The following is a 23861-nucleotide window of genomic DNA, read 5'->3' on the forward strand; positions in this document are numbered from 1 at the left end:
CGGCCTCGTTTCGGTGGTGCTCACCGGGGATCGTTACGTCGCCTTTCTCGTTTCCACACCCTCTGTGACTACCTCGCTGCGCCGTGCGCTGGAGGAAGGGCAGCAGGCGCAGGCCAAGGGAGACAAGGTGGCCATGGAGGCAGCCCGCCTGCGCGCGACCACTGCGGTCCAATCGCTGTCGCCCGAGGAGCAGGCGCTCGTTGGCCAGCTCATCTTGACCTTCATGCCGAACAACGAAGGCTGAAACGGTAAGGTCCACTCCAGGCGTCAGCCAACCCAGGCGCCTGGAGACCGGACATGCACACCCCGCCCATCCTGGGACCCACCCTCGAAACGCCGCGCCTCATCCTGCGCCCGCCCACGCTCCAGGACCTGGAGGGCTTCGTGGCGATGATGGCGAACGAGGAGACCGCGCGGTACATCGGCGGCGTCCAGCCCCGCTCCAGCGTGTGGCGCGCCCTCTGCTCCATGGCCGGCTCCTGGGCGCTCCAGGGCTTCGCGCTCTTCTCCGTGTTCGAAAAGGCCACGGGCAAGTGGGTGGGCCGCCTGGGGCCCTGGCAGCCCGCGGAGTGGCCGGGCACGGAGGTCGGTTGGAGCCTGGCGCGCGACGCCTGGGGCAAGGGCTACGCGACGGAGGGCGCGACGGCCGCCATCGACTGGGCCTTCGACCACCTCGGGTGGACGGAGGTCATCCACTCCATCTCCCCGCCGAACGAGCCCTCGAAGCAGGTGGCCCGCCGGCTGGGCTCGCGCTTCCTGCGCATGGGCATGCTGCCGGCGCCCTACAACGACCACCCGGTGGAGATCTGGGGCCAGAGCCGCGAGGAGTGGCGGACACGCAAGCGGTAGTACAGATTGGCGCCATGAACACACGCGCCCCCCAGGTGGTCCTCGTCCGTCACGGTGAGACGGAGTGGAGCCGCAGCAGCCAGCACACCGGCCGCACGGACCTGCCGCTCTTGGAGGAGGGCCGCCAGATGGCGGAGCGGCTCCGCGCGCCGCTGGGCAAGTGGCGCTTCGCCGCCGTGTGGACCAGCCCGCTGATGCGCGCGTGGGAGACGTGCGTGCTCTCGGGCTACGGCGACGTGGCCCAGAAGAAGGACGACCTGATGGAGTTCGACTACGGCGACTACGAGGGCCGCACCGGCGCGGACATCCGCACCACGCGCCCGGACTGGACGCTGTGGAAGGACGGCGTGCCCAACGGAGAGACGCTGGAGCAGGTGGGCGCCCGCGCCGACCGCATCATCGCGGAGGCGCGCGCCCTCCAGGACGACGTGCTCCTCTTCTCCCACGGGCACATGCTGCGCATCCTCGCCTCGCGCTGGCTGGGCCTGCCCCCGGACGGAGGCAGGCTGTTCCACCTGGGCACGGCGTCCATCAGCGTGCTGGGCTCCGAGGCCGGCGGCAGGCAGCCGGTCCTCGTGAGCTGGAACGACACCACGCACCTGCGGGAGTGACGGACCGCTACAGCTTCCCCTCCAGGAAGTTGCGCACCAGCGACGGGCCCTCCGGCGTCAGCACGCTCTCCGGATGGAACTGCAGGCCCACCACCGGCCGCGTGCGGTGGCGCAGCGCCATCACCAGGCCGTCCTGGCTCCACGCGGTGGCCTCCAGCTCCGCGGGCATGGACTGCGCCGCCACCACCAGCGAGTGGTAGCGCGCCGCCTGGAAGCCCTGCCGCACGCCGGTGAAGACGCCGGTGCCGTCATGGCGGATGTGCGCCGCCTTGCCGTGCACGGGCTCCGGCGCGCGCACCACCTGTCCGCCGAACGCCGCGCCAATGGACTGGTGCCCCAGGCACACGCCCAGCACCGGCACGCGAGACTGGGAGATGGCCGCCACGCTCACCCCGGCCTCGTGCGGCGTGCACGGCCCCGGGGACACCACCAGGTGAGACGCGCCCGACGCCGCGATGCCCGCGACGTCCAGCGCGTCGTTGCGCACCACCTTCACCTCCGCGCCCAGCGTGTAGAGCAACTGCACCAGGTTGAAGGTGAACGAGTCGTAGTTGTCGATGACGAGGATCACCGCCCACCTCCTTCGCGAGCCAGGCGCAGCGCGGCGGCCATGGCGCCCGCCTTCGCCTCCGTCTCGTCCGCTTCCTTCATGGGGTCCGAGTCCGCCACCAGCCCCGCCCCGGCGGTCCACATCGTGCGGTCGCCGTCCACGAAGAAGGTGCGCAGCGCGATGGCCACGTCCAGCGTGCCGCAGAAGGACAGGTAGCCCACCGCGCCGGCATAGGGCCCGCGCCGCATGGGCTCCAGCTCGTCGATGATCTGCATCGCGCGGATCTTGGGCGCGCCCGACACGGTGCCCGCGGGGAAGGTGCTCGCCAGCGCGTCCAGCGCGTCGAAGCGCGAGGTGTCCAGCTTGCCGCGCACCTGGGACACGATGTGCATCACGTGGCTGTAGCGCTCGATGATCATCAGGTCCTCGATGCGCACCGTGCCCGGCGCGGCCACGCGGCCCACGTCGTTGCGCCCCAGGTCCACCAGCATGATGTGCTCCGCGCGCTCCTTCTCGTCCGCGAGCAACTCCTTCTCCAGCGCCTGGTCCTCGGCCTCGGAGCCGCCCCGGCGGCGCGTGCCCGCGATGGGCCGCACCACCACGTCCCCGTCGCGCACCTGCACCAGCAGCTCCGGCGACGCGCCCACCAGCGCGCGCGCCTCGCCCAGGTCCACCAGGAACAGGTACGGCGACGGGTTCACCCGCCGGAGCGCCCGGTAGAGCGACAGCGGGGGGATGGCGCCCTTCGCCTCGAACCTGCGCGCGAGCACCGCCTGGAAGCAGTCGCCCGCGCGCACGTACTCCTTCACCTTGTCCACCGCCCGGGCGTAGCCCTCGCGGTCCCAGCACGCGACGGGGGCCGGCGCGTTCTTCTGCGCGGGGACGGCGGCGTAGGCCTCCGGCGGCAGCGGCCGGCGCAGCTTCTCCGCCAGGCCTTCCGCGCGCGCCTCCGCGTCCTTCAGCGCCGCCGCCACGCTGCCGTGCAGCGCGGGCCGCGCGATGGAGATGGCCTTGAGCGTCTGGGTGCGCGTGTCGTGGGTGACGAAGTCCTCCGCGATGAGCCACTCGGAGTCCGGGAAGCCCGTGTCGCGCGGGTGGCGGTCCGGCACGCTCGGCTCGAACCACGACGTGGCGTTGTAGCCCAGGTAGCCCACGAGCCCGCCCAGGAAGGGCGCCTCGCCCGGCAGCGTCGCCACGGACAGCTCGCGCCACAGCGTGCGCAGCACGTCCAGCGGCCGGCCGTCGCGGCGCTCCTCCTGCGAGCCACGCCACAACGTGAGCCCGTCCCGGTCCAGCCGCACGCGGCCCGCCGGGTTCACGCCCACGTGGCTGTAGCGCCCGAAGCGCTCGCCGCCGTAGCACGACTCGAGGATGAAGCCGCGGCTCCCACCGCCCAGCTTCAGGTATGCCGACAGCGGCGTATCCAGGTCCGCCGGCAGCTCCACCGACACCGGCACCGCCTGTCCCGCCTCCGCGCGCTGCCGGTAGGCTGCCTTCCGCTCCTGCGCATCCATGGTCGATTGCCCTGACCCCTCTTCCATCACCCGGAGGGGCGCCCGGGTGCCCGGCCTTCCGGGCCCTGCACCTACGGCTTCGCGACGGGCTTCGCCTGGGCGAACACGCCGTCCTTCCACTGATAGACCTCGCGCTCCGTAACCTTCTGGGGCTTGCCTTCTTCCTCCTCCTCGACGTTCGTGCGCACCACCAGCGCGCGCTTCTCGGCCGGCCGGAAGGAGACCTCGAAGGTGCTCTCGTTCGGGGGGTCCATCAGCCCGCCCAGCTCCAGCGCCACCTTCGCCTTGCCCAGCACGCCCGGCTTCCCGTTGGCCCCGGTGTAGCTCACGTAGGACGTGACGAAGTCGCCGCAACGCTCCGGCGCGGAGTCCAGTTGGAGCAGCGGCACGCCCGCCTGCTTCGCGGGCACCAGCTTCACCGTCACCGGACCGCCCCGGCCCTCGCCGTACGCCGTGGACGCCACCGCCACGTCCACGCTGCTCACCCGGCGCGGCGGCTTCACGCCCGGCTCCAGCACGCGCACGCGCGCCTTGAACTCGTTGCTCATCACCACCGTGGCCACTTCCATCTCGCCGTCGCCGTCCAGGTCGGCCTCGAAGCGGAACGGCGTGAGCGTGTTGCCGAAGACCCAACCGGTGACGGGGGCCGCGCCCTTCGCGTCCACGACGGACACCTGGTACCAGGTGTTGACGTACTCGCCGACCTTCGCGCGCTCCCCCGCCTTCACGACCTTCACGGGCGTGCCCAGCATCAACGTCCGGACCACGGACGCGTCCGCCGCCGCGCTCGCGCGCAGGTTCGCCTCGTCCACGCCCAGGTAGACCGTCTGCCCGGCGGTGAAGGCGGTGAACTCGAAGGACGCCGGATCCGGCGCGCCCTCCTCCACCACGGAGGCGCTGTATTCGAGCACGGCGTCCGGCGGCGGAGGGGACTGCGCCAGGGTGAGGGCCAGGAGGAGCGCGGACGGCGTCATCGCGAAAGGGTCCGAGGTGGAGGGTTTCCCCGGGTTTATCCCCTGTCCACGCCCACCATCCAAGGGGCCCTCCAGTCCCTGGCTTCGTCGTTTGGAGCGCAAGCATGGCCAGGACGGACGCCCGCCCCCTTGTCAGCGGAGCACGGAGGAGGGTCCGGCCGTGGGTGGCCCCTGCTCCAAGGCCTCGTTACCTCTAGAGGACCGTGGCCACCGCGACCCACCAGGAACGAACGCCGCTGGTTTCCGTGACGCCGCAGGGGCTGTACTGCCAGGCGGGGAACTTCCACATCGACCCATGGCGTCCGGTGGAGCGGGCGCTCGTCACGCACGCGCACGGCGACCACGCCCGGAGCGGGAGCCAGCGCTACCTGGGCGCCTCGCCCGGACGGGGCCTGTTGCAACGCCGCCTGGGCGCGGACGCGGTCATCGACACGCTGGAGTACGGCGAGGCGCTGAAGGTGGGCGACACCACCGTGAGCTTCCACCCGGCGGGCCACGTGCTGGGCAGCGCGCAGATCCGCGTCGAGCACCGGGGCGAGGTGTGGATCATCTCCGGCGACTACAAGCGCACGCCGGACCCCACGTGCGCGCCCTTCGAAGTGGTGCGCTGCCACACCTTCATCACGGAGGCGACGTTCGGCCTGCCCATCTACCGCTGGGACGACACGGGCCTCGTGGCCCAGGACATCCTGCGCTGGTGGGACGCGAACCGCGAGGCGGGCCGCTCCGCGGTGCTCTTCTGCTACGCGCTGGGCAAGGCGCAGCGCCTGCTGGCGGAGCTGGGGAAGCTCACGGACCGGCCGGCCTACGTGCACGGCGCGGTGAACGGGCTCGTCACCGCGTACCGCGAAGCGGGCGTCGCGATGCTGCCCACGCAACTGGTGTCGGAGACGGAGAAGGGCGCGTCCTTCGCGGGCGCGCTGGTGCTGGCGCCGCCGAGCGCGGCCGGCTCCACGTGGATGCGCCGCTTCGGTGAAGCGGAGACGGGCTTCGCGTCGGGGTGGATGCGCGTGCGCGGCAACCGCCGCCGCCGGGGCTACGACCGGGGCTTCGTGCTCTCCGACCACGCGGACTGGCCGGACCTCCTGCGCACGGTGGCGGACACGCAGGCGGAGAAGGTGCTCGTCACGCACGGCTACACGGACCCCTTGTCGCACTACCTGCGGGAGCGGGGCGTGGACGCCTCGCCGCTCGCCACGCCCTTCGAGGGCGAAGCGGAGGACTGACGCGTGCGAGCCCTGGCCGACCTCTACGACACGCTCGACCAGACCACCTCCACCAACGCCAAGGTGGAGGCGATGGCGCGCTACTTCCGGACGACGCCGCCGGAGGACGCCGCCTGGGGCCTGTTCTTCCTCACGGGCCAGAAGCTCAAGCGGCTGCTCACGTCGAAGCTGCTGGTGGGCTGGACGCAGGAGCTCACCGGCATCCCGGACTGGCTCTTCGACGAGGTCTACGCGTCGGTGGGAGACCTGGCGGAGGTGATTGCCCTGCTGCTCGACGGAGCGAACCTCCCGCCCGAGCACGCCGAGGAGCTCCCCCTCTCGCGATGGTTGGAGGAGCGTCTGTTGCCCCTGCGCGGCCTGGACGCGGCGGAGCAGCGCGAGCGCGTGGTGGGCTGGTGGAGGTCCATGCCCCGCCGCGAGCTGTTCCTCCTCAACAAGATGCTCACAGGCGAGCTGCGCGTGGGCGTGTCCAACACGCTGGTGGTGCGAGCCATCGCGCAAGTGACAGGCCTGCCCCCGCCCAGCGTGGCGCACCGGCTGATGGGCACGTGGACGCCGACGAAGGCGTTCTTCGAACAGCTCGTGGCGCCGGACGTCTCGGACGGGCACGTGTCGCGCCCGTATCCCTATTACCTCGCGTCACCGCTGGAGCAGCCGGCGGAGTCGCTGGGCGAGTTGGGTGACTGGCTCGTCGAATGGAAGTGGGACGGCATCCGGGGCCAGCTCATCCGCCGCCAGGGCGACGTGTTCCTCTGGAGCCGGGGCGAGGAGCTGATCACCGAGCGCTTCCCCGAAATCACCGAGGCCGCCCGGGCCCTGCCCGAAGGCACGGTGCTCGACGGCGAGGTGATGGCCTACGAGGACGGCGTCCCCCTGCCCTTCGCCCGGCTCCAGCGCCGCATTGGCAGACAGAAGCTCACGCCCAAGGTGCTGGCGGAGGCCCCCGCCGCGTTCGTCGTCTACGACCTGCTGGAGCAGGACGGGAAGGACATGCGCGAGCTGCCCCTGCGCGAGCGCCGCGCGAGGCTGGAGGCGCTGCTCAAGGACCACCCCCGCTTCCCCCTCTCCCCCACGGTGACGGCTCCGTCGTGGGAGGCGCTGGCGGAGCTGCGCAAGGAGTCCCGCGCGCGCAACGTCGAGGGCTTGATGATCAAGCGCCTGGACTCGGTGTACCAGACGGGGCGCAAGCGCGGCGATTGGTGGAAGTGGAAGATCGACCCGTACACCGTGGACGCGGTGCTGCTCTACGCGCACCCAGGCCACGGCCGGCGCTCGTCGCTCTACACGGACTACACCTTCGCGGTGTGGAACGGCGAGGACCTGCTCCCGGTGACGAAGGCCTACTCGGGCCTCACCGACGAGGAGATCAGCCGGCTCGACCGGTGGATCCGCGCCCACACGCGGGAGAAGTTCGGCCCTGTGCGCTCGGTGGATCCAGAGCAGGTGTTCGAGCTGCACTTCGAAGCCATCGCGCCGTCTCCACGCCACAAGTCGGGCGTCGCCCTGCGCTTCCCACGCATCGCCCGCTGGCGCGCGGACAAGACGGCGAGGGACGCGGACACGCTCGACTCGTTGAAGGGGCTGCTCCATGCAGCCCACTAGGCCCCGCCGCAATCGCATGCGCGGCAAGCACGCGCCGGAGAAGCAGGCGGAGAAGCCCCCACGAACCCGAGCGAGGAAACCCGCGCCCCGGTCCCCTTCTCCCTACAAGGGCGCGCCGCTGGCTCAGCTCCGACAATGGTTCGCCGCCAGGGGCTGGACGCCGTATGCCTTCCAGGAGGAAGCCTGGGCGGCCTACGCGCGAGGAGACAGCGGCCTCATCCACGTGCCCACCGGCGCGGGGAAGACGTACGCGGCCTACCTCGGCCCGCTGGCGGACGTGGCCGAGCGCAACGAGAAGGGGCTTCAGATCCTCTACCTCACGCCCCTGCGAGCCGTATCGCGTGACGTGGAGCAGGCCCTGCGCGAACCGTTGATGGCCCTGGACGCGGACCTGGAGGTGGAGAGCCGCACGGGAGACACGTCCTCCTCCGTGCGCCAGCGTCAGCGCGAACGCCTGCCCCAGGTGCTCATCACCACGCCGGAGTCCCTGTCGCTCCTCCTGACGCAGGAGCAGGCCGCGGAGAACTTCGCCTCGCTGCGCGCCGTCATCGTGGACGAGTGGCACGAACTGCTCGCCTCCAAGCGAGGCACCCAGGTGGAGCTGGCCCTGGCCCGCCTGCGTCACTTCGCGCCGGGCCTGCGCATCTGGGCGCTGTCCGCCACGCTCGCCAACCTGGACGAGGCCGCGCGCACCGTCGTGGGCACGGACCGAAAGCCCACGCTGGTCAGCGCGGACCTTCAGCGCCCGGTGGACGTGGAGACGCTGCTGCCAGCGGAGCTGGACACGTTCCCGTGGGCCGGGCACCTGGGCTTCTCCATGTTGCCGCGCGTGGCGGACTGGCTGGATCCCACGCAGTCCACGCTCCTCTTCACCAACACCCGCTCCCAGGCGGAGCGCTGGTTCGAAGGACTGCGCTTCCTGCGCCCCGAATGGGAGCACTTGCTCGCGCTGCACCACGGCTCCATCGACCGCGAGGAGCGCGAGCGCGTGGAGGGGGGCCTCAAGGACGGAAGCCTGCGCCTCGTCGTGTGCACGTCGTCCCTGGACCTGGGTGTGGACTTCGGCCCGGTGGAGCGCGTCATCCAGATAGGAAGTCCCAAGGGCATCGGCCGCACGCTCCAGCGCGCGGGCCGCAGCGCGCACCGCCCCGGCGCCACATGCCGCATCCTCTTCGTCCCCACGCACGCACTGGAGCTGGTGGAGATGGCCGCCGCCCGCGACGCCATCGCGCGCCGCGAGGTGGAGCCGCGCACGCCGCTGTCCAAGCCGCTCGACGTGCTGGCCCAGCACCTGGTGACGTGCGCGCTGGGAGGAGGCTTCACCCGCGAGTCCCTGCGCGACGAGGTCCGCACCGCGACAAGCTACGCGTCCCTCACCGACGAGGAGTTCGACTGGGCGCTCGCCCTGGTCCGCGAGGGAGGCCCCACGCTGCGCGCCTACCCGGAGTTCCGCCGCGTGGTGGAGGTGGACGGCCGCTTCCGCGTGCCCGACGTGCGCCTCGCCCGGCTGCACCGGCTCAACATCGGCACCATCACGTCGGACGCGTCCGTGCAGCTCCGCTACTGGAGCGGCGGCACCCTGGGCACGGTGGAGGAGTCCTACGTCAGCCGCCTGAAGCCCGGGGACACCTTCCTCTTCGCGGGCCGCCGGCTGGAGTTCAGCCGCTTCAAGGACATGACGGCGTACGTGAAGCCCGCGAAGGCCAAGGCCACCCAGACGCCGCGCTGGGGCGGCAGCCGCCTGCCCCTGTCCACCTCGCTCGCGTCCGCGATGCGCCGCACGCTGGAGTCCGCGCGCCAGGGCGACGTCACAAGGGACGAGGTCGCCGCCGCATGGCCCATCCTCGACGCACAGGCCCGCCTGTCCCGCATCCCCGGCGACGGCGGCTGTCTGGCGGAGACCTGCCGCACGCGGGACGGCCACCACCTCTTCCTCTATCCCTTTGAAGGAAGGCTCGTGCACGAAGGGCTGGCGGCGCTGCTCGCCCTGCGCCTCACGCGTCTACAGAAGGCCACCTTCAGCCTGTCCGTGAACGACTACGGCCTGGAGCTGCTCACCCCCACGCCCTTCCCCTTCGACGAAGCGCTGCGCCCGGCCCTCTTCACCCGCGAGCGGCTGGTGGAGGACATCCTGGAGAGCGTGAACCTGAGCGAGCTCGCGCGCCGGCAGTTCCGCGACATCGCCCGCGTGGCCGGACTGGTGATGCCGGGCCTGCCCGGAGCGCGCAAGTCCACCCGCCAGGTCCAGGCCAGCGCCGCGCTCCTCTATGACGTCTTCGTGAAGTACGACCCGGACAACCTCCTCCTGCGTCAGGCGCGCCGCGAGGTCCTGGAACATCAGTTCGAACAGGGCCGGCTCGCGCGCACCCTGGAGCGCCTGGAGGCGCACCCCGTGGAGGTCGTCCACGTCCACCGGCCCTCGCCGCTGGGCTTCCCGCTCGTCGTCGAGCGCATCAGCGCCAGCGTGTCCAACGAATCCCTGCTGGACCGCGTGCAGCGCCTCAAGGAGCGATGGTCCCAGGCCGATGCCAGACCCGCGTAGCGGACGCGGACGTGGAGCTGCTCCCGGAACGGGCCTTGCATTGGCCTGAAGCCGGCGTGCTCGCGGTGGCGGACCTGCACTGGGGCAAGACGGAGTCCTTCCAGCAGCACGGCATCCCCCTGCCCCGGGGGGTCCTGGATGACGACCTGGCCCGCCTCTCCTCCGCCCTCACCGCCACCGGCGCCCGGCGCCTCCTTTTGGTGGGGGACCTGGTGCACTCGCGCCAGGGGCTCACCGCGGACGTCATCAGCCGCGTGAATACCTGGCGTGAAACACATGCTTCACTAGAAGTCGTGCTGATACGCGGCAACCATGACCGGCACGTGCGGACCCTCCCGCCGTCCTGGAGGCTGGAGGACCGCGCGGAGGCATGGGACGAAGGCCCGTTCCGCTTCGCCCACCACCCGGAGCCGGCCGCCGGGCGCTACGTCTGGGCCGGGCACCTGCACCCCATGGTGCGGCTGTCGGGCGGTGCGGACCGGCTGCGGCTGCCCTGCTTCCACCTGGGCCCCGGCGTGGGCGTCCTGCCCGCGTTCAGCGCCTTCACGGGGGGCATGGACGTGCGGCGGGGCAGGAAGGACCGCGTCTACGCCGTCGCCGGCACCGCGGTGGTGGAGCTGTAGCGCCACGCGCTCCGGCGACCCGGACTCCCAGTCGCCGCGCTCCATGCGTGGCGCGGACCGTCGCACCCTGTAGCGGTACGCCCTGAAAGGGATTGATCGCACAGGGAAACGGGCCCTCGCGCAAAGCTCCCTTCCGATCGCCAGAAGCGGGATTCATCACCGCGCGCGGACAACTTGTCGCAACCACCCCAGAAGGTGCTAAGCGCTCCTTATTCCCACTCCCCACAGAATGGTTGACACTGCCGTGCTCATGGTTGATGGTCCCGCGCCGCATTGGGTCGGGAAATGCATGAGGGACCCGCGCCCACGGCACCATCCTAGAGGTTCGTTGGACGTGACTGCCTTGCCGTCTGAGCGCCAGGAGCCACCCCCCGCCCGGTCCACCGGGACCGGGACGGCCCCCCTGACTTCCGCGCCGAACGGTTTTCCTGCGTCCGCCCCTGCTTTCATGTCGCCTTCAGTCCTCTTGCCCCTGGTCCTGGTATGAGCGGCCCTCTCTTCCCACGCTGGACGAATACGGTGTCGCGCCTGTCGGCCGCGATGCTCCTCGCCGTGCCCGCCATCGCCATCGGCGGCCTCTTGGCCTACGTGCGCAGCCCGCTCGTGACCAATCAGGCCCGCCCGGTGGAACAGCCCATCGAGTTCGACCACCGGCACCACGCCGGTGACGAGCAGATCGACTGTCGCTACTGCCACTGGACGGTGGAGAAGTCCCCGTCGGCGGGCATCCCCTCCACCACCGTGTGCATGTCCTGCCACGCGCAGGTGTGGAACAAGAGCCCGTACCTCACCGAGGTCCGCAAGGCGTTCTTCGCCGACCAGCCCATCCCCTGGGTCCGCGTCCACAACCTGCCGGACTTCGTCTACTTCAACCACTCCATCCACGTGGGCAAGGGCGTTGGCTGCGCCACCTGCCACGGCCGCGTGGATCAGATGGGCGCCATCGAGCAGTCCGCGCCGCTGACGATGAGCTGGTGCCTGGACTGCCACCGCAACCCCGGCCCCAACCTCCGGCCCCCGGAGTTCATCACCAGCATGACCTGGGCGCCCCCGGCGGATAAGGCGGAGGCCTCGGCCCTCGCCGAGACGCTCCTCAAGGAATACGACGTTCACTCGCGCACGAGCTGCTCCACATGCCACCGATGAACACCAAGCCTGACAGCGCGCCCGCGCAGGAAACCCCCTCGTCCTTCGCGCTCCCGGTCGTCTCGGGCCGCAACGAGGCCGCCCCCCACGCGCACGCCCACGACGACGTCGTGAACGAAGCGCTCGAGCACGCCTCCACCCGCGCCGTCCCGGCGGAAGGCGCGTACGGCAAGACGTACTGGCTCGGCCTGGAGGAGAAGCTCGCCACGCCGGAGTTCCTGGAGGAGACCCGCCCGGAGTTCCCCGTCGGCGCGGACCTGCCCCCCACCGGCTTCGCCCGCCGCGAGTTCATGCAGCTCCTGGGCGCGTCGCTCGCCCTGGCCGGCGCCACCGCGTGCAGCACCCGTCCGCAGGATGAGCGGATGGTGGCGTACACGAAGACGCCGCCGGAAGTGACCCCGGGCAACCCGCTGCACTACGCGTCCGGCATGACGCTCGGAGGCCACACCTCCGGCCTGCTCATCACCGCGCGCGAAGGCCGCCCGGTGAAGATCGAAGGCAACCCCCAGCACCCCATCAACCAGGGCGCTGCCGGCGTCTTCGAGCAGGCGTTCCTGCTCTCGCTCTATGACCCGCAGCGCGCCCGCGTGCTGCGCCAGGGCAACAACCCCCGCTCGCTGCGCGTGCTGGCCGAGGACATCTCCGCCCTCGTGAGCCAGAAGGCCGCGGCCGACGGCGGCAGCCGCCTGCGCTTCCTCACGGAGCCCATCAGCTCCCCGACGCTGCGCGACGTGACGGGCCGCATCCAGAAGAAGCTGCCCAACGCGCGCTTCCACACGTTCTCGTCCATCACGGACTCCGCCGCCGCGCAGGCCAACCGCGCGCTGTTCGGCCAGCCGGTCCAGGCCCTCTACGACCTGAGCCGCGCGGACGTCATCGTCTCCCTGGACGCGGACTTCCTGGAGAGCCGCCCGGAGAACCTGGCCCTCAACCGCCAGTTCGCGGACCGCCGCGACCCGAAGAACGGCGAGCTCAACCGCCTGTACGTGGCGGAAGCCCGCATGTCGATCACCGGCGGCATGGCGGACCACCGCCTGCGCGTGAAGTCCGCCGAGGTCTTCGGCATCGCCGCCGCGCTGGCGCAGGCCGTGGGTGGCCCCGCCGCCAGCCTGGGCGCCGCCGCCTCCGGCAAGGCCGGCGCGCCGAGCGCGAAGGTCTCCTCGTGGGTGGAGGCCGTGGCCCAGGACCTCAAGTCCAAGGCCGGCCGCTCCGTGGTGCTCGCCGGTGAGCGCCAGCCCGCCGCCGTGCACGCGCTGGCGCAGGCCATCAACGCCGCGCTGGGCAACGTGGGCACCACCGTGAAGCTGGTCCCCGCCGCCGCTCCGGAGGCCTCGGGCCTGTCGGAGATCAGCGCCCTGGTCGCGGACATCAAGGCCGGCAAGGTGGACACGCTGGTCATCACCGCCACCAACCCCGTCTACGCCCTGCCGGTGGACGCGGGCCTGGCGGAGGTGCTGGACCCCAAGCAGAACGCCAACCGCAAGGCGCTGTCCGTCCTGTACGCGGGCCACTACGAGGACGAGACCTCCAAGTTCGCCGACTGGTTCGTGCCCCTGGCGCACCAGTTGGAGACCTGGAGCGACGGCCGCGCGGTGGACGGCACCGTCAGCATCGCCCAGCCCCTCATCCAGCCGCTCTTCAACGGCGTGCCGGAGATGGAGCTGTTCGCGCTGTTCCTCGACGAGCCCTTCCGCCCCGCCTACCAGTTGGTGCGCGACTACTGGGCCGCGCAGGGTGGCGAGGCCGGCCGCGGCGACTTCGAGACCCGCTGGGAGACCTGGGTCTCCGAGGGCGTCGTCCCCGGGAGCGTCGCCGCCGCGCTGACGGCCACCCCGGACACGGGCGCCGCCTCGCAGTTGGTCGCCGCCTACCAGCCGCCCGCGGCCGGTGAGCTGGAGATCAACTTCGTCCACGACTACCGCGTCCTGGACGGCCGGTTCGGCAACAACGCGTGGCTCCAGGAGACGCCGGACCCCATCACGAAGATCGTCTGGGAGAACGCCGCCATCCTCAGCCCGGCCACGGCCAAGAAGCTGGGCCTGGAGAACAACCACGTCGCGGAGCTGGAGTACGGCGGGCGCAAGCTGCAGGTCCCCGTCACCATCCTCCCCGGCAACGCGGACGACACCGTCACCGTGGCCCTGGGCTACGGCCGCACCGGCCTCCACGAGGTCGTGGCCAAGGACATCGGCTTCAACGCCAACCTGCTGCGCAGCGTGAACGCCCCCTGGTTCGACGGCGGCGCCCGGCTGACCAAGGTCCGCGGCAGCCACAAGTTCGCCCGCACCCAGTACCACTGGCGCATGGAGGGCCGCCCGCTGGCGCTCGACATGTCCGTCAGCGAGCTCAAGCACCCGTCGAAGGAGACGGAGCACACGCTGGAGCGCGTCCAGGCCAAGTACGAGCTGGGCAAGCAGAACAACCTGCCGGACTTCGACTACGCGAAGACCCCGCAGGAGGGCTACAAGTGGGGCATGTCCATCGACCTGTCGCGCTGCACGGGCTGCAACGCGTGCGTCGTGGCGTGCCAGGCGGAGAACAACATCCCCGTCGTCGGCAAGGAGCAGGTGGGCCGCGGCCGTGAGATGAACTGGCTGCGCATCGACCGCTACTTCCAGGGCGATGAGAACGACCCCGCCATGGTCATGCAGCCCGTCGCGTGCGTGCACTGCGAGAAGGCCCCCTGCGAGTACGTCTGCCCGGTGAACGCCACCGTGCACTCGGACGAGGGCCTCAACGACATGGTGTACAACCGCTGCATCGGCACGCGGTACTGCTCCAACAACTGCCCGTACAAGGTCCGCCGCTTCAACTACCTGCACTACACGCAGGGCAAGACGCCGACCGAGAAGATGCTGATGAACCCGGACGTCACGGTGCGCAACCGCGGCGTCATGGAGAAGTGCACCTACTGCGTGCAGCGCATCGAGCGCGTCCGCATCAACGCCCGCGTCGAGAAGCGCCTCATCCAGGAGAAGGAGCTCCAGACGGCGTGCCAGCAGACCTGCCCCACGCAGGCCATCGCCTTCGGCTCCCTGGCGGACCCCGCCCAGCGCGTCACCCAGCTCCACGAGGACGAGCGTGCCTACCGGCTGCTGCACGAGCTGGGCACCCGCCCCCGCACCGCCCACCTCATCCGCCTGCGCAACCCCAACCCTGCCCTCGTGCCCGCCGCCCCTGCTGAAGCCGCGCCGGCGCATGAAGGAGGTCACTGACCGTCATGGCCGAGACCGCACACGCACTCCCGCTCGACCCCCTCGAGCCCCGGGACCTCGTCGCGCCGCACCACGACGACAAGTCCCTCAATGAAACGCTGCTCGACCATGTCTGGCGCAAGCCCGGCAAGGGCTGGTTCATGCTGCTGGGCATCACGTCCGCGGCGCTGGGCCTGCTGGTCGTCGGTGTCACGTACACCCTCGCGCGCGGCATCGGCGTGTGGGGCAACAACCAGCCGGTGGGCTGGGCGTTCGACATCATCAACTTCGTCTGGTGGGTCGGTATCGGCCACGCCGGTACGCTCATCTCCGCCATCCTCCTGCTCTTCCAGCAGAAGTGGCGCACGAGCATCAACCGCTTCGCGGAGGCCATGACGCTGTTCGCGGTCATGTGCGCGGGTCTCTTCCCGCTGCTCCACACGGGCCGTCCCTGGTTCGCCTTCTGGCTGTTCCCCTACCCCAGCACCCTGGGCGCCTGGGCGCAGTTCCGCTCGCCGCTCGTGTGGGACGTGTTCGCCATCTCCACGTACCTCACGGTGTCCGCCCTCTTCTGGTTCGTGGGCCTCATCCCGGACCTGGCCGCCCTGCGTGACTCGTCCAAGACGAAGCTGCAGCGCACCATCTACGGCCTGTTCGCCCTGGGCTGGCGCGGCTCCGGCCGCCACTGGCACAACTACAAGATCGCCTACCTGCTGCTGGCCGGCCTCTCGACGCCGCTCGTGGTGTCCGTGCACACCATCGTGTCGTTCGACTTCGCCGTCTCCCAGATTCCGGGCTGGCACGCGACCATCTTCCCGCCCTACTTCGTGGCCGGCGCCGTGTTCAGCGGCTTCGCGATGGTCATCACGCTCATCGTGCCCGCCCGCAAGTACCTGGGCCTCCGGGACGTCATCACCGACCGCCACCTGGAGAACATGAACAAGGTCATCCTGGCGACGGGTCTGCTCGTGTCCTACGGCTACCTGATGGAGCACTTCATCGCCTGGTACTCCATGAACCAGTACGAGTTCTGGACCTTCTACGTGAACCGCGCCACGGGCCCCTACGCCGGCGTGTACTGGCTGATGATCGCCTGCAACGTCATCACCCCGAACATCTTCTGGTTCAAGAAGGCCCGCACGAGCATCCCCATCATGTGGGTGGCCTCCATCGCGGTGAACATCGGCATGTGGTGCGAGCGCTTCATCATCATCGTGACGTCGCTCTCCCAGGACTTCCTCCCCTCGTCGTGGGACATCTACACGCCGACCTGGGTGGACTGGTGCATCTACATCGGCACGCTGGGCCTGTTCGGCACCCTGTTCCTCCTGTTCCTCAAGTTCGTTCCCGCCGTCGCGGTGAGCGAGGTGAAGGAGCTCCAGTTGGAGCTCAAGCACGCCGCCCACGCCGCCCATGGCAACGGACACCACGGCTCGGACGCCGCGGCCACCCACGGAGCGCACTAGCATCATGGAAGCCAAGGTCCTTGATTCCTGGGTGTTGGCCGAGTTCGCCACTCCGGAAGCCCTCGTCTCCGCCACGCAGCAGATGCGCGAGAAGGGCTTCCAGGGGATGGACACCTACTCCCCCTACCCGCTGCACGGCGGGTCGGAGGCGCTGGGTCTGCCGCCCTCTCGCGTGCCCTTCATCGCCCTGGGTGGCGGCCTCACCGGCATGGTGACCGCCCTCACGATGCAGACGTGGATGAACACCATCGACTACCCGCTCAACGTCGGCGGCCGTCCGCTCCTGAGCCTCCCGGCGTGGGTGCCCATCACGTTCGAATTGAGCGTGCTGTTCGCCGCGTTCGGCATCTTTTTCGGCCTGCTCGGCCTGAGCAAGCTGCCGCAGCCCTACCACCCGGCCTTCGAGTCGGAAGAGTTCCGCAGCGCGTCCACGCACGGCTACTGGCTGAGCATCCCGCACCCCACGGGGACGGACGCCGCGGACGTCAAGAACCAGTTGACGGCCCTGGGCGCGACCCACGTGACCGTCGTCTCGGGAGAGAACGAATGAGGTGGCTCATCCCCGCCGCCGGGCTCGCCGCGCTCACGGGCTGCAACGTCAGCTCGGAGTTCCTCCAGCGCATGGAGACCCAGGCCAAGTACGAGTACTACGAGACGTCCGAGTTCTGGCCGGACGGCCGCGCCATGCGCGTGCCCCCCGCCGGCACCGTCCCGCGCGAGCGGCCGGTGGGCAACCCGGGCATCTCCACGGGCCGCGCCAACGGCGTGGCCGTGAACGCCATCCCCCTGCCGGTGGACAAGCACCTGCTGGAGCTGGGCCAGAAGAAGTACAACATCGTCTGCTCGCAGTGTCATGGCGTGCTCGGCGACGGCAACAGCGTCGTCGCGGAGAACATGGCCCTGCGCCTGCCCCCGTCCCTGCTGGAGCTCGCGGACAAGCCGGCCGGCCACTTCTACACCGCCATCAACGAGGGCTACGGCATCATGCCGTCCTTCTCGGGTGAGCTCGACACGCGTGAGCGCTGGGCCGTCGTCGCCTACGTGCGCGCGCTGCAGGCCGCCCGCAGCACCGCCGGGACGCAGCCCGTCCCGCAGGAGAACCGATGACTGCCATGGAGCGCTACACCGGCACGCCCAAGCTGATGGTGCCCGCGTTCGGCCTGGGCGTGGTGGGCCTCGTGCTCACCGCCGTGGGCTTCTTCATGAACCCCGAGGCGACCAGCTTCAGCTACCTCTTGGGCTTCACCTACTGGGTCGGCATCAGCGTGGCCGCCCTCATCATGCTGTGCATCTTCCACACGGCGAAGGCGAAGTGGCCCATCGTCCTGCGCCGCGCCATGGAGACCATCTCCATCGCGGTGCCCGTCTTCGCGGTGCTCATCCTCGCCCTCATCCCGATGATGAAGTACCTCTACCCCTGGGTGGACGGCTCGCCGCTGGCGGCCCACATCCACGGCATCGAGGTGGAGCACCTGGCCCACAAGAAGGCCCACTACCTGAACCTGGGCTTCTTCGCCGTCCGTCAGGTCATCTACTTCGCGGTGTGGATCTTCGTCTCGCACCGGCTGTACGGCTGGAGCACCCAGCAGGACGACGTCGGCGGGCTGGAGCTCACCGTCAAGCAGCGCAAGTTCTCCCCGGGCGCCCTGCCCTTCCTGGCGCTGACCATCACCTTCGCGGCCTTTGACTGGCTGATGAGCCTCACCCCGCTGTGGCAGTCCACCATCTTCGGCGCCTACTACTTCGCCGGCAGCTTCCTGGCCGCCTTCTGCGTCCTCACGCTGGCCACGGTGCGCGCCCAGGGCAAGGACCTGTACGGCAGCCTGGTGAAGACTTCGCACCTGCACAACCTGGGCAAGCTCATCTTCGCCTTCACGGCGTTCTGGGCCTACATCGGCTTCTCCCAGTTCCTGCTGGTGTGGATCGCCAACATCCCGGAAGAGGCCCCCTGGTACGGCCTGCGCATGTACGGCCCGTGGCGGAGCGTCTCCATCGTCATCTTCTTCGGTCACTTCGTGCTGCCGTTCTTCACGCTGCTGTCACGCAAGCTGAAGGAGAAGCCCGGGACCCTGGCGGTGGCCGCCACCTACATGCTTCTCATGCACGCCGTGGACCTGTATTGGCTCATCTGGCCGGCGTTCTCCGGTGAGGCCGGTCCGACGTTCCACTGGACGATTCTCACGGCCTTCGTGGGCGTGGGCGGGGTCTCGGTGGGCTACGCCCTGTTCCGGGCGCGCGGTCGGTACACCTTCCCGGTGAAGGACCCCTACATCGCGGAGTCCCTGAGGTACGTGCAGCCATGAAGAAGACCCAGTCCGAAGTCGAATCGCGGGTCATCGTCGGCGCGCATGGCGTGGCGGCCGAGGAAGACCACCTCGTCATGGGGAAGATCATCGGCGTCGGTGTGGGCGCCATGGTCCTCTTCCTCGTGGGCGCGGTGTGGGCCTGGCGCATCCAGGTCGTCACCATGCAGGAGGCCCAGCCGGACGGTCCTCCTCCGCGTCCCGCCGCGGTGGGCCAGTACGAGATCGGCATCGTGAACCAGCGCCTGTTCGAGCAGGACTGGCGCGCGGCGGAGAAGATTGGCGGCCAGCACCAGGCGCTGAAGAACGGCTGGGGTGACCAGCCGGGCGTCGCCGCCCACAAGCCGCTGGGCCAGGCCATGGACCAGGTCATCACGACCGAGGCCCAGAAGGCCCGCGAGCCCGCCCCGGCCCCCACGCCGGCCCCGGCTTCCCCCGAGGCTCCGGCGCCCGCGCCGCACACGGCCCCCCCGGCCCCGGCCCCGAAGAAGTAGGCTCCCACCCGCTCCTCCTGCCCCCGAGCCGTCCCCCGCCATGCCGTCCCTTCCTCCGCTCTCCTCCGCCCGCGCCGCCGGGCTCCTCGCGGCGCTCGCGCTGGTGCTCACCAGCGCCACGCCCGCGTTCGCCCTGCCGGGCGGAGGCAAGACGCCCCGCGCCATCGTGGAGGCGGACTCCGACCTGCCCCCGCCGGTGGCGGGGGTGGACGTGGTGGAGCACCTGGGCGAGCCGCTCCCCCTGGAGACCCGCTTCCTGGACTCCACCGGGGAAGAGGTGCGGCTGGGCACGCTGCTGTCCAAGACGCGCCCCACCCTGCTCACGCTCGTCTATTACGAGTGCCCCATGCTCTGTAACCTCGTCATCAACGAGCAGGTCCGCGTGATGCGCGAGCTGGGCCTGGAGCTGGGCAAGGACTACGAGGCCGTCACCGTCAGCATCGACCCGAAGGACACCCCGGCGCAGAGCGCGGAGCGGCGGCGCAAGTACCTCCAGTCCATGGGCAAGCCGGAGACGGCTCCATGGCACTTCCTCACCGGCACCGACGAGAACATCCACAAGCTCGCCGACGCCGTGGGCTTCAAGTACACGTATGAACCGAGCACGAAGCAGTACGCCCACCCCGCGGTGGTCACCGTGCTCACCCCGGAGGGGAGCATCTCCCGCTACCTCTACGGCACGTCGTTCGACCGCAAGGACGTGAAGCTTTCGCTGCTGGAAGCAGCGGGCGGTCGGGTCGGGACGAGCGTCGATCGCATCGTCATGTCCTGTTTCAAGTATGACACCGCCACGCGGCGGTACGGTTTCTACATCTTCGGGTTCATCCGCCTGGGCTCCCTGGCTGTCTTCGGCGCCCTGGCCACGATGCTGATCTATTTCTGGAGGCGCGAGCTGAAGAAAGGCGCGACTACATGAGCGACCTGGCCAACCAATTCCTGTTCCTCCCGGAGCGCGCGTCCACGTTCGCGGAACGGGTCGACTTCCTGCACTACTTCGTCGTTGGTACGACGATGGTGATGTCCGCGGGCGTCGGCCTCGCGGCGCTCTTCATGTTCTTCCGCTACCGCCGGCGGGAGGCCCACCAGCACACGGAATACGTGGTGCCGGACCTGAAGACGGAGTTCCTCTTCGTCTCCGTCCCGCTGGTGTTCTTCCTGGCGTGGTTCGCCATCGGGTTCAGGGACTTCACCTGGTACACCACTCCGCCCAAGGACTCGATGGATGTCTACGTCATGGGCAAGCAGTGGATGTGGAAGTTCTCCTACCCGGAGGGCCCCAACGGCGTGAACGTGCTGCACGTGCCGGCCAACCGCCCGGTGCGGTTGCTCATCACGTCCCGCGACGTCATCCACTCCTTCTACGTCCCGTCCTTCCGCATCAAGATGGACGCGGTGCCGGGCCGCTACACGCAGGCCTGGTTCGAGGCGACGAAGCCCGGCACGTACCAGGTGCTCTGCACCGAGTACTGCGGCCTGTCGCACTCGAAGATGCTGGCCGAGGTCGTCGTGCTCGCGCCGGAGGACTACGAGAACTGGCTGAAGGAGCAGCAGCGTGGCCGCCTCCAGGACCGGCAGGACGCGCTGGCGGACACGTCGCTCGTTCCGCCCGTCGCCCGCATGGCCGAGCAGGGCCAGAAGCTGGTGGGCACGCAGGGCTGCCTCAAGTGCCACTCGGTGGACGGCTCGAAGCACATCGGCCCCACCTTCCTGGGCATGTACGAGCGTGAAGAGAAGCTCGACGATGGCCAGAGCATCCGCGTGGATGAAGCCTACATCACCCAGTCGATGATGGACCCGGGCGCGCACATCGTCGCCGGCTACCAGAACGTGATGCCGACCTACCAGGGCAAGCTGCAGGGCCCCGAGTCGGCCGCCATCGTCGAGTACATCAAGACGCTGCGCACCGCGAACGTGCGCGAGACCGCTTCCGAGGGCCCCGCCTATGACCCCATCCAGTAGCATCGCCGCGCCGGGGGCCGTCCCCGGCCATGAGGCGCACGACGACCACGGCCACCACCCGAGCTACCTGACGGACGGCACCACGGTGAAGTCGTGGCTGCTGACGGTGGACCACAAGCGCATCGGCATCATGTACATGGCGTGGATCCTGCTCTTCTTCCTGGTGGGCGGCATCTTCGCGCTGCTCATCCGGATCGAGCTGCTCACGCCCGGCCCGACCATCATGGACGCGATGACGTACAACCGCGTCTTCACGCTGCATGGCGTGGTCATGATCTTCCTGTTCATGATCCCCGCCATCCCGGGCATCTTCGGCAACTTCATGCTGCCCTTGATGCTGGGCGCCAAGGACGTGGCGTTCCCGCGGCTGAACCTGCTGTCGCTCTACGTGTACCTGGCGGGCGCGGGCTTCGCGCTCTGGGGCATGCTCAACGGCGGCCTGGACACCGGCTGGACCTTCTACACGCCGTACAGCGCGCACACGACGACCACGGTCGCGCCGGTGCTCTTCGGCGCGTTCATCATCGGGTTCAGCTCCATCCTCACGGGCATGAACTTCATCGTCACCACGCACACCATGCGTGCGCCGGGCATCACCTGGTTCAAGATGCCCCTGATGGTGTGGGCGCTCTACGCCACCAGTTGCATCCAGGTGCTGGCGACGCCGGTGATTGGCCTGCTGCTCCTGCTGGTGACGGCGGAGAACCTGTTCAGCCTGGGCATGTTCGACGTGGCCCGCGGCGGTGACCCGGTGCTCTTCCAGCACCTGTTCTGGTTCTACAGCCACCCGGCCGTGTACATCATGGTGCTGCCGGCGTTCGGCGTGATGAGCGAGGTCGTCTCCGCCTTCAGCCGCAAGAACATCTTCGGCTACCGCGCGGTGGCGTACTCCAGCGTGGGCATCGCCTTCGTGGGCTTCTTCGCCTGGGGCCACCACATGTTCGTGTCCGGCCAGTCGACCTTCAACGCCGGCGTGTTCGGCGTGCTGTCGATGCTGGTGGGCGTGTTCACGGCCATCAAGGTCTTCAACTGGGTGGGCACCGTCTACAAGGGCGCGGTGGAGTTCACGACCCCGTTCGCCTACTTCTGCGGCTTCCTGTTCTTCACCGTGTTCGGCGGCATGACGGGCATCGCGGTGGCGACGGTGTCGCTGGACGTGGCGTGGCACGACACCTACTTCGTCGTGGCGCACTTCCACTTCATCATGGTGGGCGCGACGATCATGGCCTTCCTGGCCGCGCTCCACTACTGGTTCCCGAAGATGTTCGGGAAGATGTACCACGAGGGGTGGGGCCTGGTTTCCGCGGCGCTCATCATCCTGGGCTTCAACGCGACGTTCATCCCCCAGTTCCTCGTGGGCAACGCGGGCATGCCGCGCCGCTACTACGAGTACCCGGAGCGCTTCCAGGCGCTGAACGTGGCGTCCACCGCCGGTGCGTCGCTGCTCGCGTTCGGCTTCATCATCATCGCCATCTACCTGACCTACGCGCTCATCTACGGCGAGCGCGTGGACAACCCGTGGAACAGCAAGGGCTACGAGTGGCTGACCATGTCCCCTCCGCCCACGCACAACTTCATCGGGCCCCAGCCGACTTACCCCGAGGAGCCGCACTTCTACGTGGATCCGAAGAAGGCCGAGGGCGAGGTGTCGGATGTCTAGCGCTCACGTGACGCCGGGCTCGGTGCCCGGTCCCAAGCTGGCTGCCCACTTCGCGTCGCTGGATGTCCAGAAGCACGCGGCGCGGCTGGGCATGTGGCTGTTCCTCGCCACGGAAATCCTGCTCTTCGCGGGTCTGTTCGCGTGCTACGCGGCCTACCGCTTCCTGTTCCCGGAAGCGTGGGCGGCCTCCAGCCGCAGCCTGGACCTGACGATGGGCACCATCAACACGGTGGTGCTCATCACCTCCTCGTTCACCGCCGCCATGGCGGTGCACTACGCCAAGGAGGGGAAGAACAAGATGGTGGGGCACATGAACGTGCTCACCCTCCTGATGGCGCTGGGCTTCCTCGTCATCAAGTTCTTCGAGTACAAGCACAAGTTCCACATCGGGACGCTGCCGGGCCGCTACTACTTCTACGAAGGCATCCAGTTGCCGGGCGCGCCGCTGTACTTCTCCGTGTACTTCGCCTCCACGGCGCTGCACGCGCTGCACGTCATCATCGGCATGACGGTGCTGGCGTTCGCCACGGTGCGCGCGTACCGCGTCGGGGACTTCAGCGCGAACAACTACACGCAGGTCGAGCTGGGCTCCATGTACTGGCACCTCGTCGACCTGGTGTGGATCTTCCTCTTCCCGATGCTGTACCTGGTCTGAGGGTTACGACATGGCCATCGCCAACGAATCGCGTCAGGAAGAGCACAACATGCAGGAGCACCACGGCGCCGGGCGCTACGTGGTCATCTGGATTGCCCTGCTGGTGCTGACGCTCGTCACCGTTTTCACCGGCCGCATGCACCTGCCTGACTTCGGTCTGGTGCTCGCGCTCATCATCGCCAGCGTGAAGGGCACGCTGGTGGCGCTGTACTTCATGCACCTGTCGGAGCACCAGGGCGCCAACCGCCTGGTGTTCGCCGTGTCCATCCTGTTCGTGGTGCTGCTCATCGGCTTCTCGCTGATGGACCTGGGCACGCGCTTCCGTCTGGCCAACCCGCCGGGGTCGCAGTACAGCGACCTGCAGGCGGTGGACATCGGCGCGAACCCGACGGAAGGCCGCACGGGTGGCCACCAGCAGCTCCAGAAGCAGGGACACGAGACGCACGAGTAGTCCCCCGCTTCCGTCAGCCCCCTGAAGCACGAACGCGGCGCC

Annotated in this window: 22 protein-coding genes; 19 read left to right on the top strand and 3 right to left on the bottom strand. The window is 69.4% G+C overall.

Going from position 1 to position 23861, the window contains the following annotated elements:
* The 3 genes from K8612_RS18020 to K8612_RS18030 form a co-directional block, all read left to right on the top strand.
* On the top strand, window positions 1-244 hold a 244-nt coding region (locus K8612_RS18020), incomplete at its 5' end, for a hypothetical protein (protein ID WP_223763161.1).
* Window positions 245-297: 53 nt separating this feature from the next.
* Complete coding sequence (locus K8612_RS18025) at window positions 298-849, top strand: GNAT family N-acetyltransferase (protein ID WP_223763162.1); 552 nt, start codon at window positions 298-300, stop codon at window positions 847-849.
* Window positions 850-863: 14 nt separating this feature from the next.
* A complete protein-coding gene (locus K8612_RS18030; protein ID WP_223739111.1) occupies window positions 864-1460 on the top strand; it encodes a histidine phosphatase family protein in 597 nt (198 codons plus the stop codon).
* A gap of 7 nt (window positions 1461-1467) precedes the next feature.
* Here the strand turns inward: K8612_RS18030 and K8612_RS18035 are convergent, their stop codons facing one another.
* The 3 genes from K8612_RS18035 to K8612_RS18045 all read right to left on the bottom strand — a co-directional run bounded on the left by K8612_RS18035 (window position 1468) and on the right by K8612_RS18045 (window position 4498).
* Complete coding sequence (locus K8612_RS18035) at window positions 1468-2031, bottom strand: aminodeoxychorismate/anthranilate synthase component II (protein WP_120620477.1); 564 nt, start codon at window positions 2029-2031, stop codon at window positions 1468-1470.
* Window positions 2028-3524 (bottom strand): anthranilate synthase component I family protein, encoded by a 1497-nt coding sequence (locus K8612_RS18040; protein WP_223763163.1) that lies wholly within the window; start codon window positions 3522-3524, stop codon window positions 2028-2030. The genes K8612_RS18035 and K8612_RS18040 overlap by 4 nt, the downstream gene beginning before the upstream one ends.
* A gap of 71 nt (window positions 3525-3595) precedes the next feature.
* Window positions 3596-4498 carry an SH3 domain-containing protein gene (locus tag K8612_RS18045; RefSeq protein ID WP_223763164.1) on the bottom strand — a complete coding sequence of 301 codons (903 nt, stop codon included), beginning with the start codon at window positions 4496-4498 and terminating at the stop codon, window positions 3596-3598.
* Window positions 4499-4701: 203 nt separating this feature from the next.
* Here K8612_RS18045 and K8612_RS18050 point away from each other — a divergent pair, with 203 nt between their 5' ends.
* From K8612_RS18050 to K8612_RS18125, 16 genes are all read left to right on the top strand, one after another.
* Window positions 4702-5724, top strand: a complete 1023-nt coding sequence (locus tag K8612_RS18050; RefSeq protein ID WP_223763165.1) for a ligase-associated DNA damage response exonuclease — start codon at window positions 4702-4704, stop codon at window positions 5722-5724.
* A gap of 3 nt (window positions 5725-5727) precedes the next feature.
* Complete coding sequence (locus K8612_RS18055; RefSeq protein ID WP_223763166.1) at window positions 5728-7326, top strand: ATP-dependent DNA ligase; 1599 nt, start codon at window positions 5728-5730, stop codon at window positions 7324-7326.
* Window positions 7313-9868, top strand: coding sequence for a ligase-associated DNA damage response DEXH box helicase (locus K8612_RS18060; RefSeq protein WP_223763167.1), 2556 nt, complete (start codon window positions 7313-7315; stop codon window positions 9866-9868). The genes K8612_RS18055 and K8612_RS18060 overlap by 14 nt, the downstream gene beginning before the upstream one ends.
* Window positions 9838-10491, top strand: coding sequence for a ligase-associated DNA damage response endonuclease PdeM (gene pdeM, locus K8612_RS18065; protein ID WP_223763168.1), 654 nt, complete (start codon window positions 9838-9840; stop codon window positions 10489-10491). The genes K8612_RS18060 and pdeM overlap by 31 nt, the downstream gene beginning before the upstream one ends.
* 483 nt (window positions 10492-10974) lie before the next feature.
* Window positions 10975-11637 carry a cytochrome c3 family protein gene (locus K8612_RS18070; RefSeq protein WP_223763169.1) on the top strand — a complete coding sequence of 221 codons (663 nt, stop codon included), beginning with the start codon at window positions 10975-10977 and terminating at the stop codon, window positions 11635-11637.
* Window positions 11634-14852, top strand: a complete 3219-nt coding sequence (locus K8612_RS18075) for a TAT-variant-translocated molybdopterin oxidoreductase (RefSeq protein WP_223763329.1) — start codon at window positions 11634-11636, stop codon at window positions 14850-14852. Before K8612_RS18070 ends, K8612_RS18075 begins: the two co-directional genes overlap by 4 nt.
* A 5-nt stretch (window positions 14853-14857) precedes the next feature.
* Window positions 14858-16297 (top strand): NrfD/PsrC family molybdoenzyme membrane anchor subunit, encoded by a 1440-nt coding sequence (gene nrfD / locus K8612_RS18080; RefSeq protein WP_223739104.1) that lies wholly within the window; start codon window positions 14858-14860, stop codon window positions 16295-16297.
* 4 nt (window positions 16298-16301) lie between these two features.
* A complete protein-coding gene (locus K8612_RS18085; RefSeq protein WP_206788838.1) occupies window positions 16302-16847 on the top strand; it encodes a DUF3341 domain-containing protein in 546 nt (181 codons plus the stop codon).
* Window positions 16844-17404: a cytochrome c gene (locus K8612_RS18090; RefSeq protein ID WP_014399396.1), complete on the top strand. Its 561-nt coding sequence runs from the start codon at window positions 16844-16846 to the stop codon at window positions 17402-17404. Before K8612_RS18085 ends, K8612_RS18090 begins: the two co-directional genes overlap by 4 nt.
* Window positions 17401-18600 carry a hypothetical protein gene (locus K8612_RS18095; protein WP_223763170.1) on the top strand — a complete coding sequence of 400 codons (1200 nt, stop codon included), beginning with the start codon at window positions 17401-17403 and terminating at the stop codon, window positions 18598-18600. The genes K8612_RS18090 and K8612_RS18095 overlap by 4 nt, the downstream gene beginning before the upstream one ends.
* Window positions 18597-19094, top strand: a complete 498-nt coding sequence (locus K8612_RS18100) for a hypothetical protein (RefSeq protein WP_223763171.1) — start codon at window positions 18597-18599, stop codon at window positions 19092-19094. The genes K8612_RS18095 and K8612_RS18100 overlap by 4 nt, the downstream gene beginning before the upstream one ends.
* A gap of 40 nt (window positions 19095-19134) precedes the next feature.
* Window positions 19135-20010, top strand: a complete 876-nt coding sequence (locus tag K8612_RS18105) for an SCO family protein (protein WP_223763172.1) — start codon at window positions 19135-19137, stop codon at window positions 20008-20010.
* Window positions 20007-21053, top strand: a complete 1047-nt coding sequence (coxB, locus tag K8612_RS18110) for a cytochrome c oxidase subunit II (RefSeq protein ID WP_223739100.1) — start codon at window positions 20007-20009, stop codon at window positions 21051-21053. The genes K8612_RS18105 and coxB overlap by 4 nt, the downstream gene beginning before the upstream one ends.
* The gene (locus K8612_RS18115) at window positions 21037-22713 is read left to right on the top strand and encodes a cytochrome c oxidase subunit I (protein WP_223763173.1); all 1677 of its coding nucleotides are present in this window, start codon (window positions 21037-21039) and stop codon (window positions 22711-22713) included. Before coxB ends, K8612_RS18115 begins: the two co-directional genes overlap by 17 nt.
* Window positions 22706-23368, top strand: coding sequence for a cytochrome c oxidase subunit 3 family protein (locus tag K8612_RS18120; protein ID WP_223739098.1), 663 nt, complete (start codon window positions 22706-22708; stop codon window positions 23366-23368). The genes K8612_RS18115 and K8612_RS18120 overlap by 8 nt, the downstream gene beginning before the upstream one ends.
* 10 nt (window positions 23369-23378) lie before the next feature.
* Complete coding sequence (locus K8612_RS18125; RefSeq protein ID WP_223763174.1) at window positions 23379-23819, top strand: cytochrome C oxidase subunit IV family protein; 441 nt, start codon at window positions 23379-23381, stop codon at window positions 23817-23819.
* Window positions 23820-23861 lie beyond the last annotated feature (42 nt).

The sequence above is a fragment of the Corallococcus sp. AS-1-6 genome, from assembly GCF_020037015.1.
Lineage (GTDB): Bacteria > Myxococcota > Myxococcia > Myxococcales > Myxococcaceae > Corallococcus.

Excerpts from the sequence above, each read along its gene's own strand:
- K8612_RS18025 (WP_223763162.1), top strand. The coding sequence starts at position 298 with ATGCACACCCCGCCCATCCTGGGACCCACCCTCGAAACGCCGCGCCTC.
- K8612_RS18030 (WP_223739111.1), top strand. The coding sequence starts at position 864 with ATGAACACACGCGCCCCCCAGGTGGTCCTCGTCCGTCACGGTGAGACG.
- K8612_RS18040 (WP_223763163.1), bottom strand. The coding sequence starts at position 3,524 with ATGGATGCGCAGGAGCGGAAGGCAGCCTACCGGCAGCGCGCGGAGGCG.
- K8612_RS18045 (WP_223763164.1), bottom strand. The coding sequence starts at position 4,498 with ATGACGCCGTCCGCGCTCCTCCTGGCCCTCACCCTGGCGCAGTCCCCT.
- K8612_RS18060 (WP_223763167.1), top strand. The coding sequence starts at position 7,313 with ATGCAGCCCACTAGGCCCCGCCGCAATCGCATGCGCGGCAAGCACGCG.
- pdeM (WP_223763168.1), top strand. The coding sequence starts at position 9,838 with ATGGTCCCAGGCCGATGCCAGACCCGCGTAGCGGACGCGGACGTGGAG.
- K8612_RS18070 (WP_223763169.1), top strand. The coding sequence starts at position 10,975 with ATGAGCGGCCCTCTCTTCCCACGCTGGACGAATACGGTGTCGCGCCTG.
- K8612_RS18075 (WP_223763329.1), top strand. The coding sequence starts at position 11,634 with ATGAACACCAAGCCTGACAGCGCGCCCGCGCAGGAAACCCCCTCGTCC.
- nrfD (WP_223739104.1), top strand. The coding sequence starts at position 14,858 with ATGGCCGAGACCGCACACGCACTCCCGCTCGACCCCCTCGAGCCCCGG.
- K8612_RS18085 (WP_206788838.1), top strand. The coding sequence starts at position 16,302 with ATGGAAGCCAAGGTCCTTGATTCCTGGGTGTTGGCCGAGTTCGCCACT.
- K8612_RS18090 (WP_014399396.1), top strand. The coding sequence starts at position 16,844 with ATGAGGTGGCTCATCCCCGCCGCCGGGCTCGCCGCGCTCACGGGCTGC.
- K8612_RS18095 (WP_223763170.1), top strand. The coding sequence starts at position 17,401 with ATGACTGCCATGGAGCGCTACACCGGCACGCCCAAGCTGATGGTGCCC.
- K8612_RS18100 (WP_223763171.1), top strand. The coding sequence starts at position 18,597 with ATGAAGAAGACCCAGTCCGAAGTCGAATCGCGGGTCATCGTCGGCGCG.
- K8612_RS18105 (WP_223763172.1), top strand. The coding sequence starts at position 19,135 with ATGCCGTCCCTTCCTCCGCTCTCCTCCGCCCGCGCCGCCGGGCTCCTC.
- coxB (WP_223739100.1), top strand. The coding sequence starts at position 20,007 with ATGAGCGACCTGGCCAACCAATTCCTGTTCCTCCCGGAGCGCGCGTCC.
- K8612_RS18115 (WP_223763173.1), top strand. The coding sequence starts at position 21,037 with ATGACCCCATCCAGTAGCATCGCCGCGCCGGGGGCCGTCCCCGGCCAT.
- K8612_RS18120 (WP_223739098.1), top strand. The coding sequence starts at position 22,706 with ATGTCTAGCGCTCACGTGACGCCGGGCTCGGTGCCCGGTCCCAAGCTG.
- K8612_RS18125 (WP_223763174.1), top strand. The coding sequence starts at position 23,379 with ATGGCCATCGCCAACGAATCGCGTCAGGAAGAGCACAACATGCAGGAG.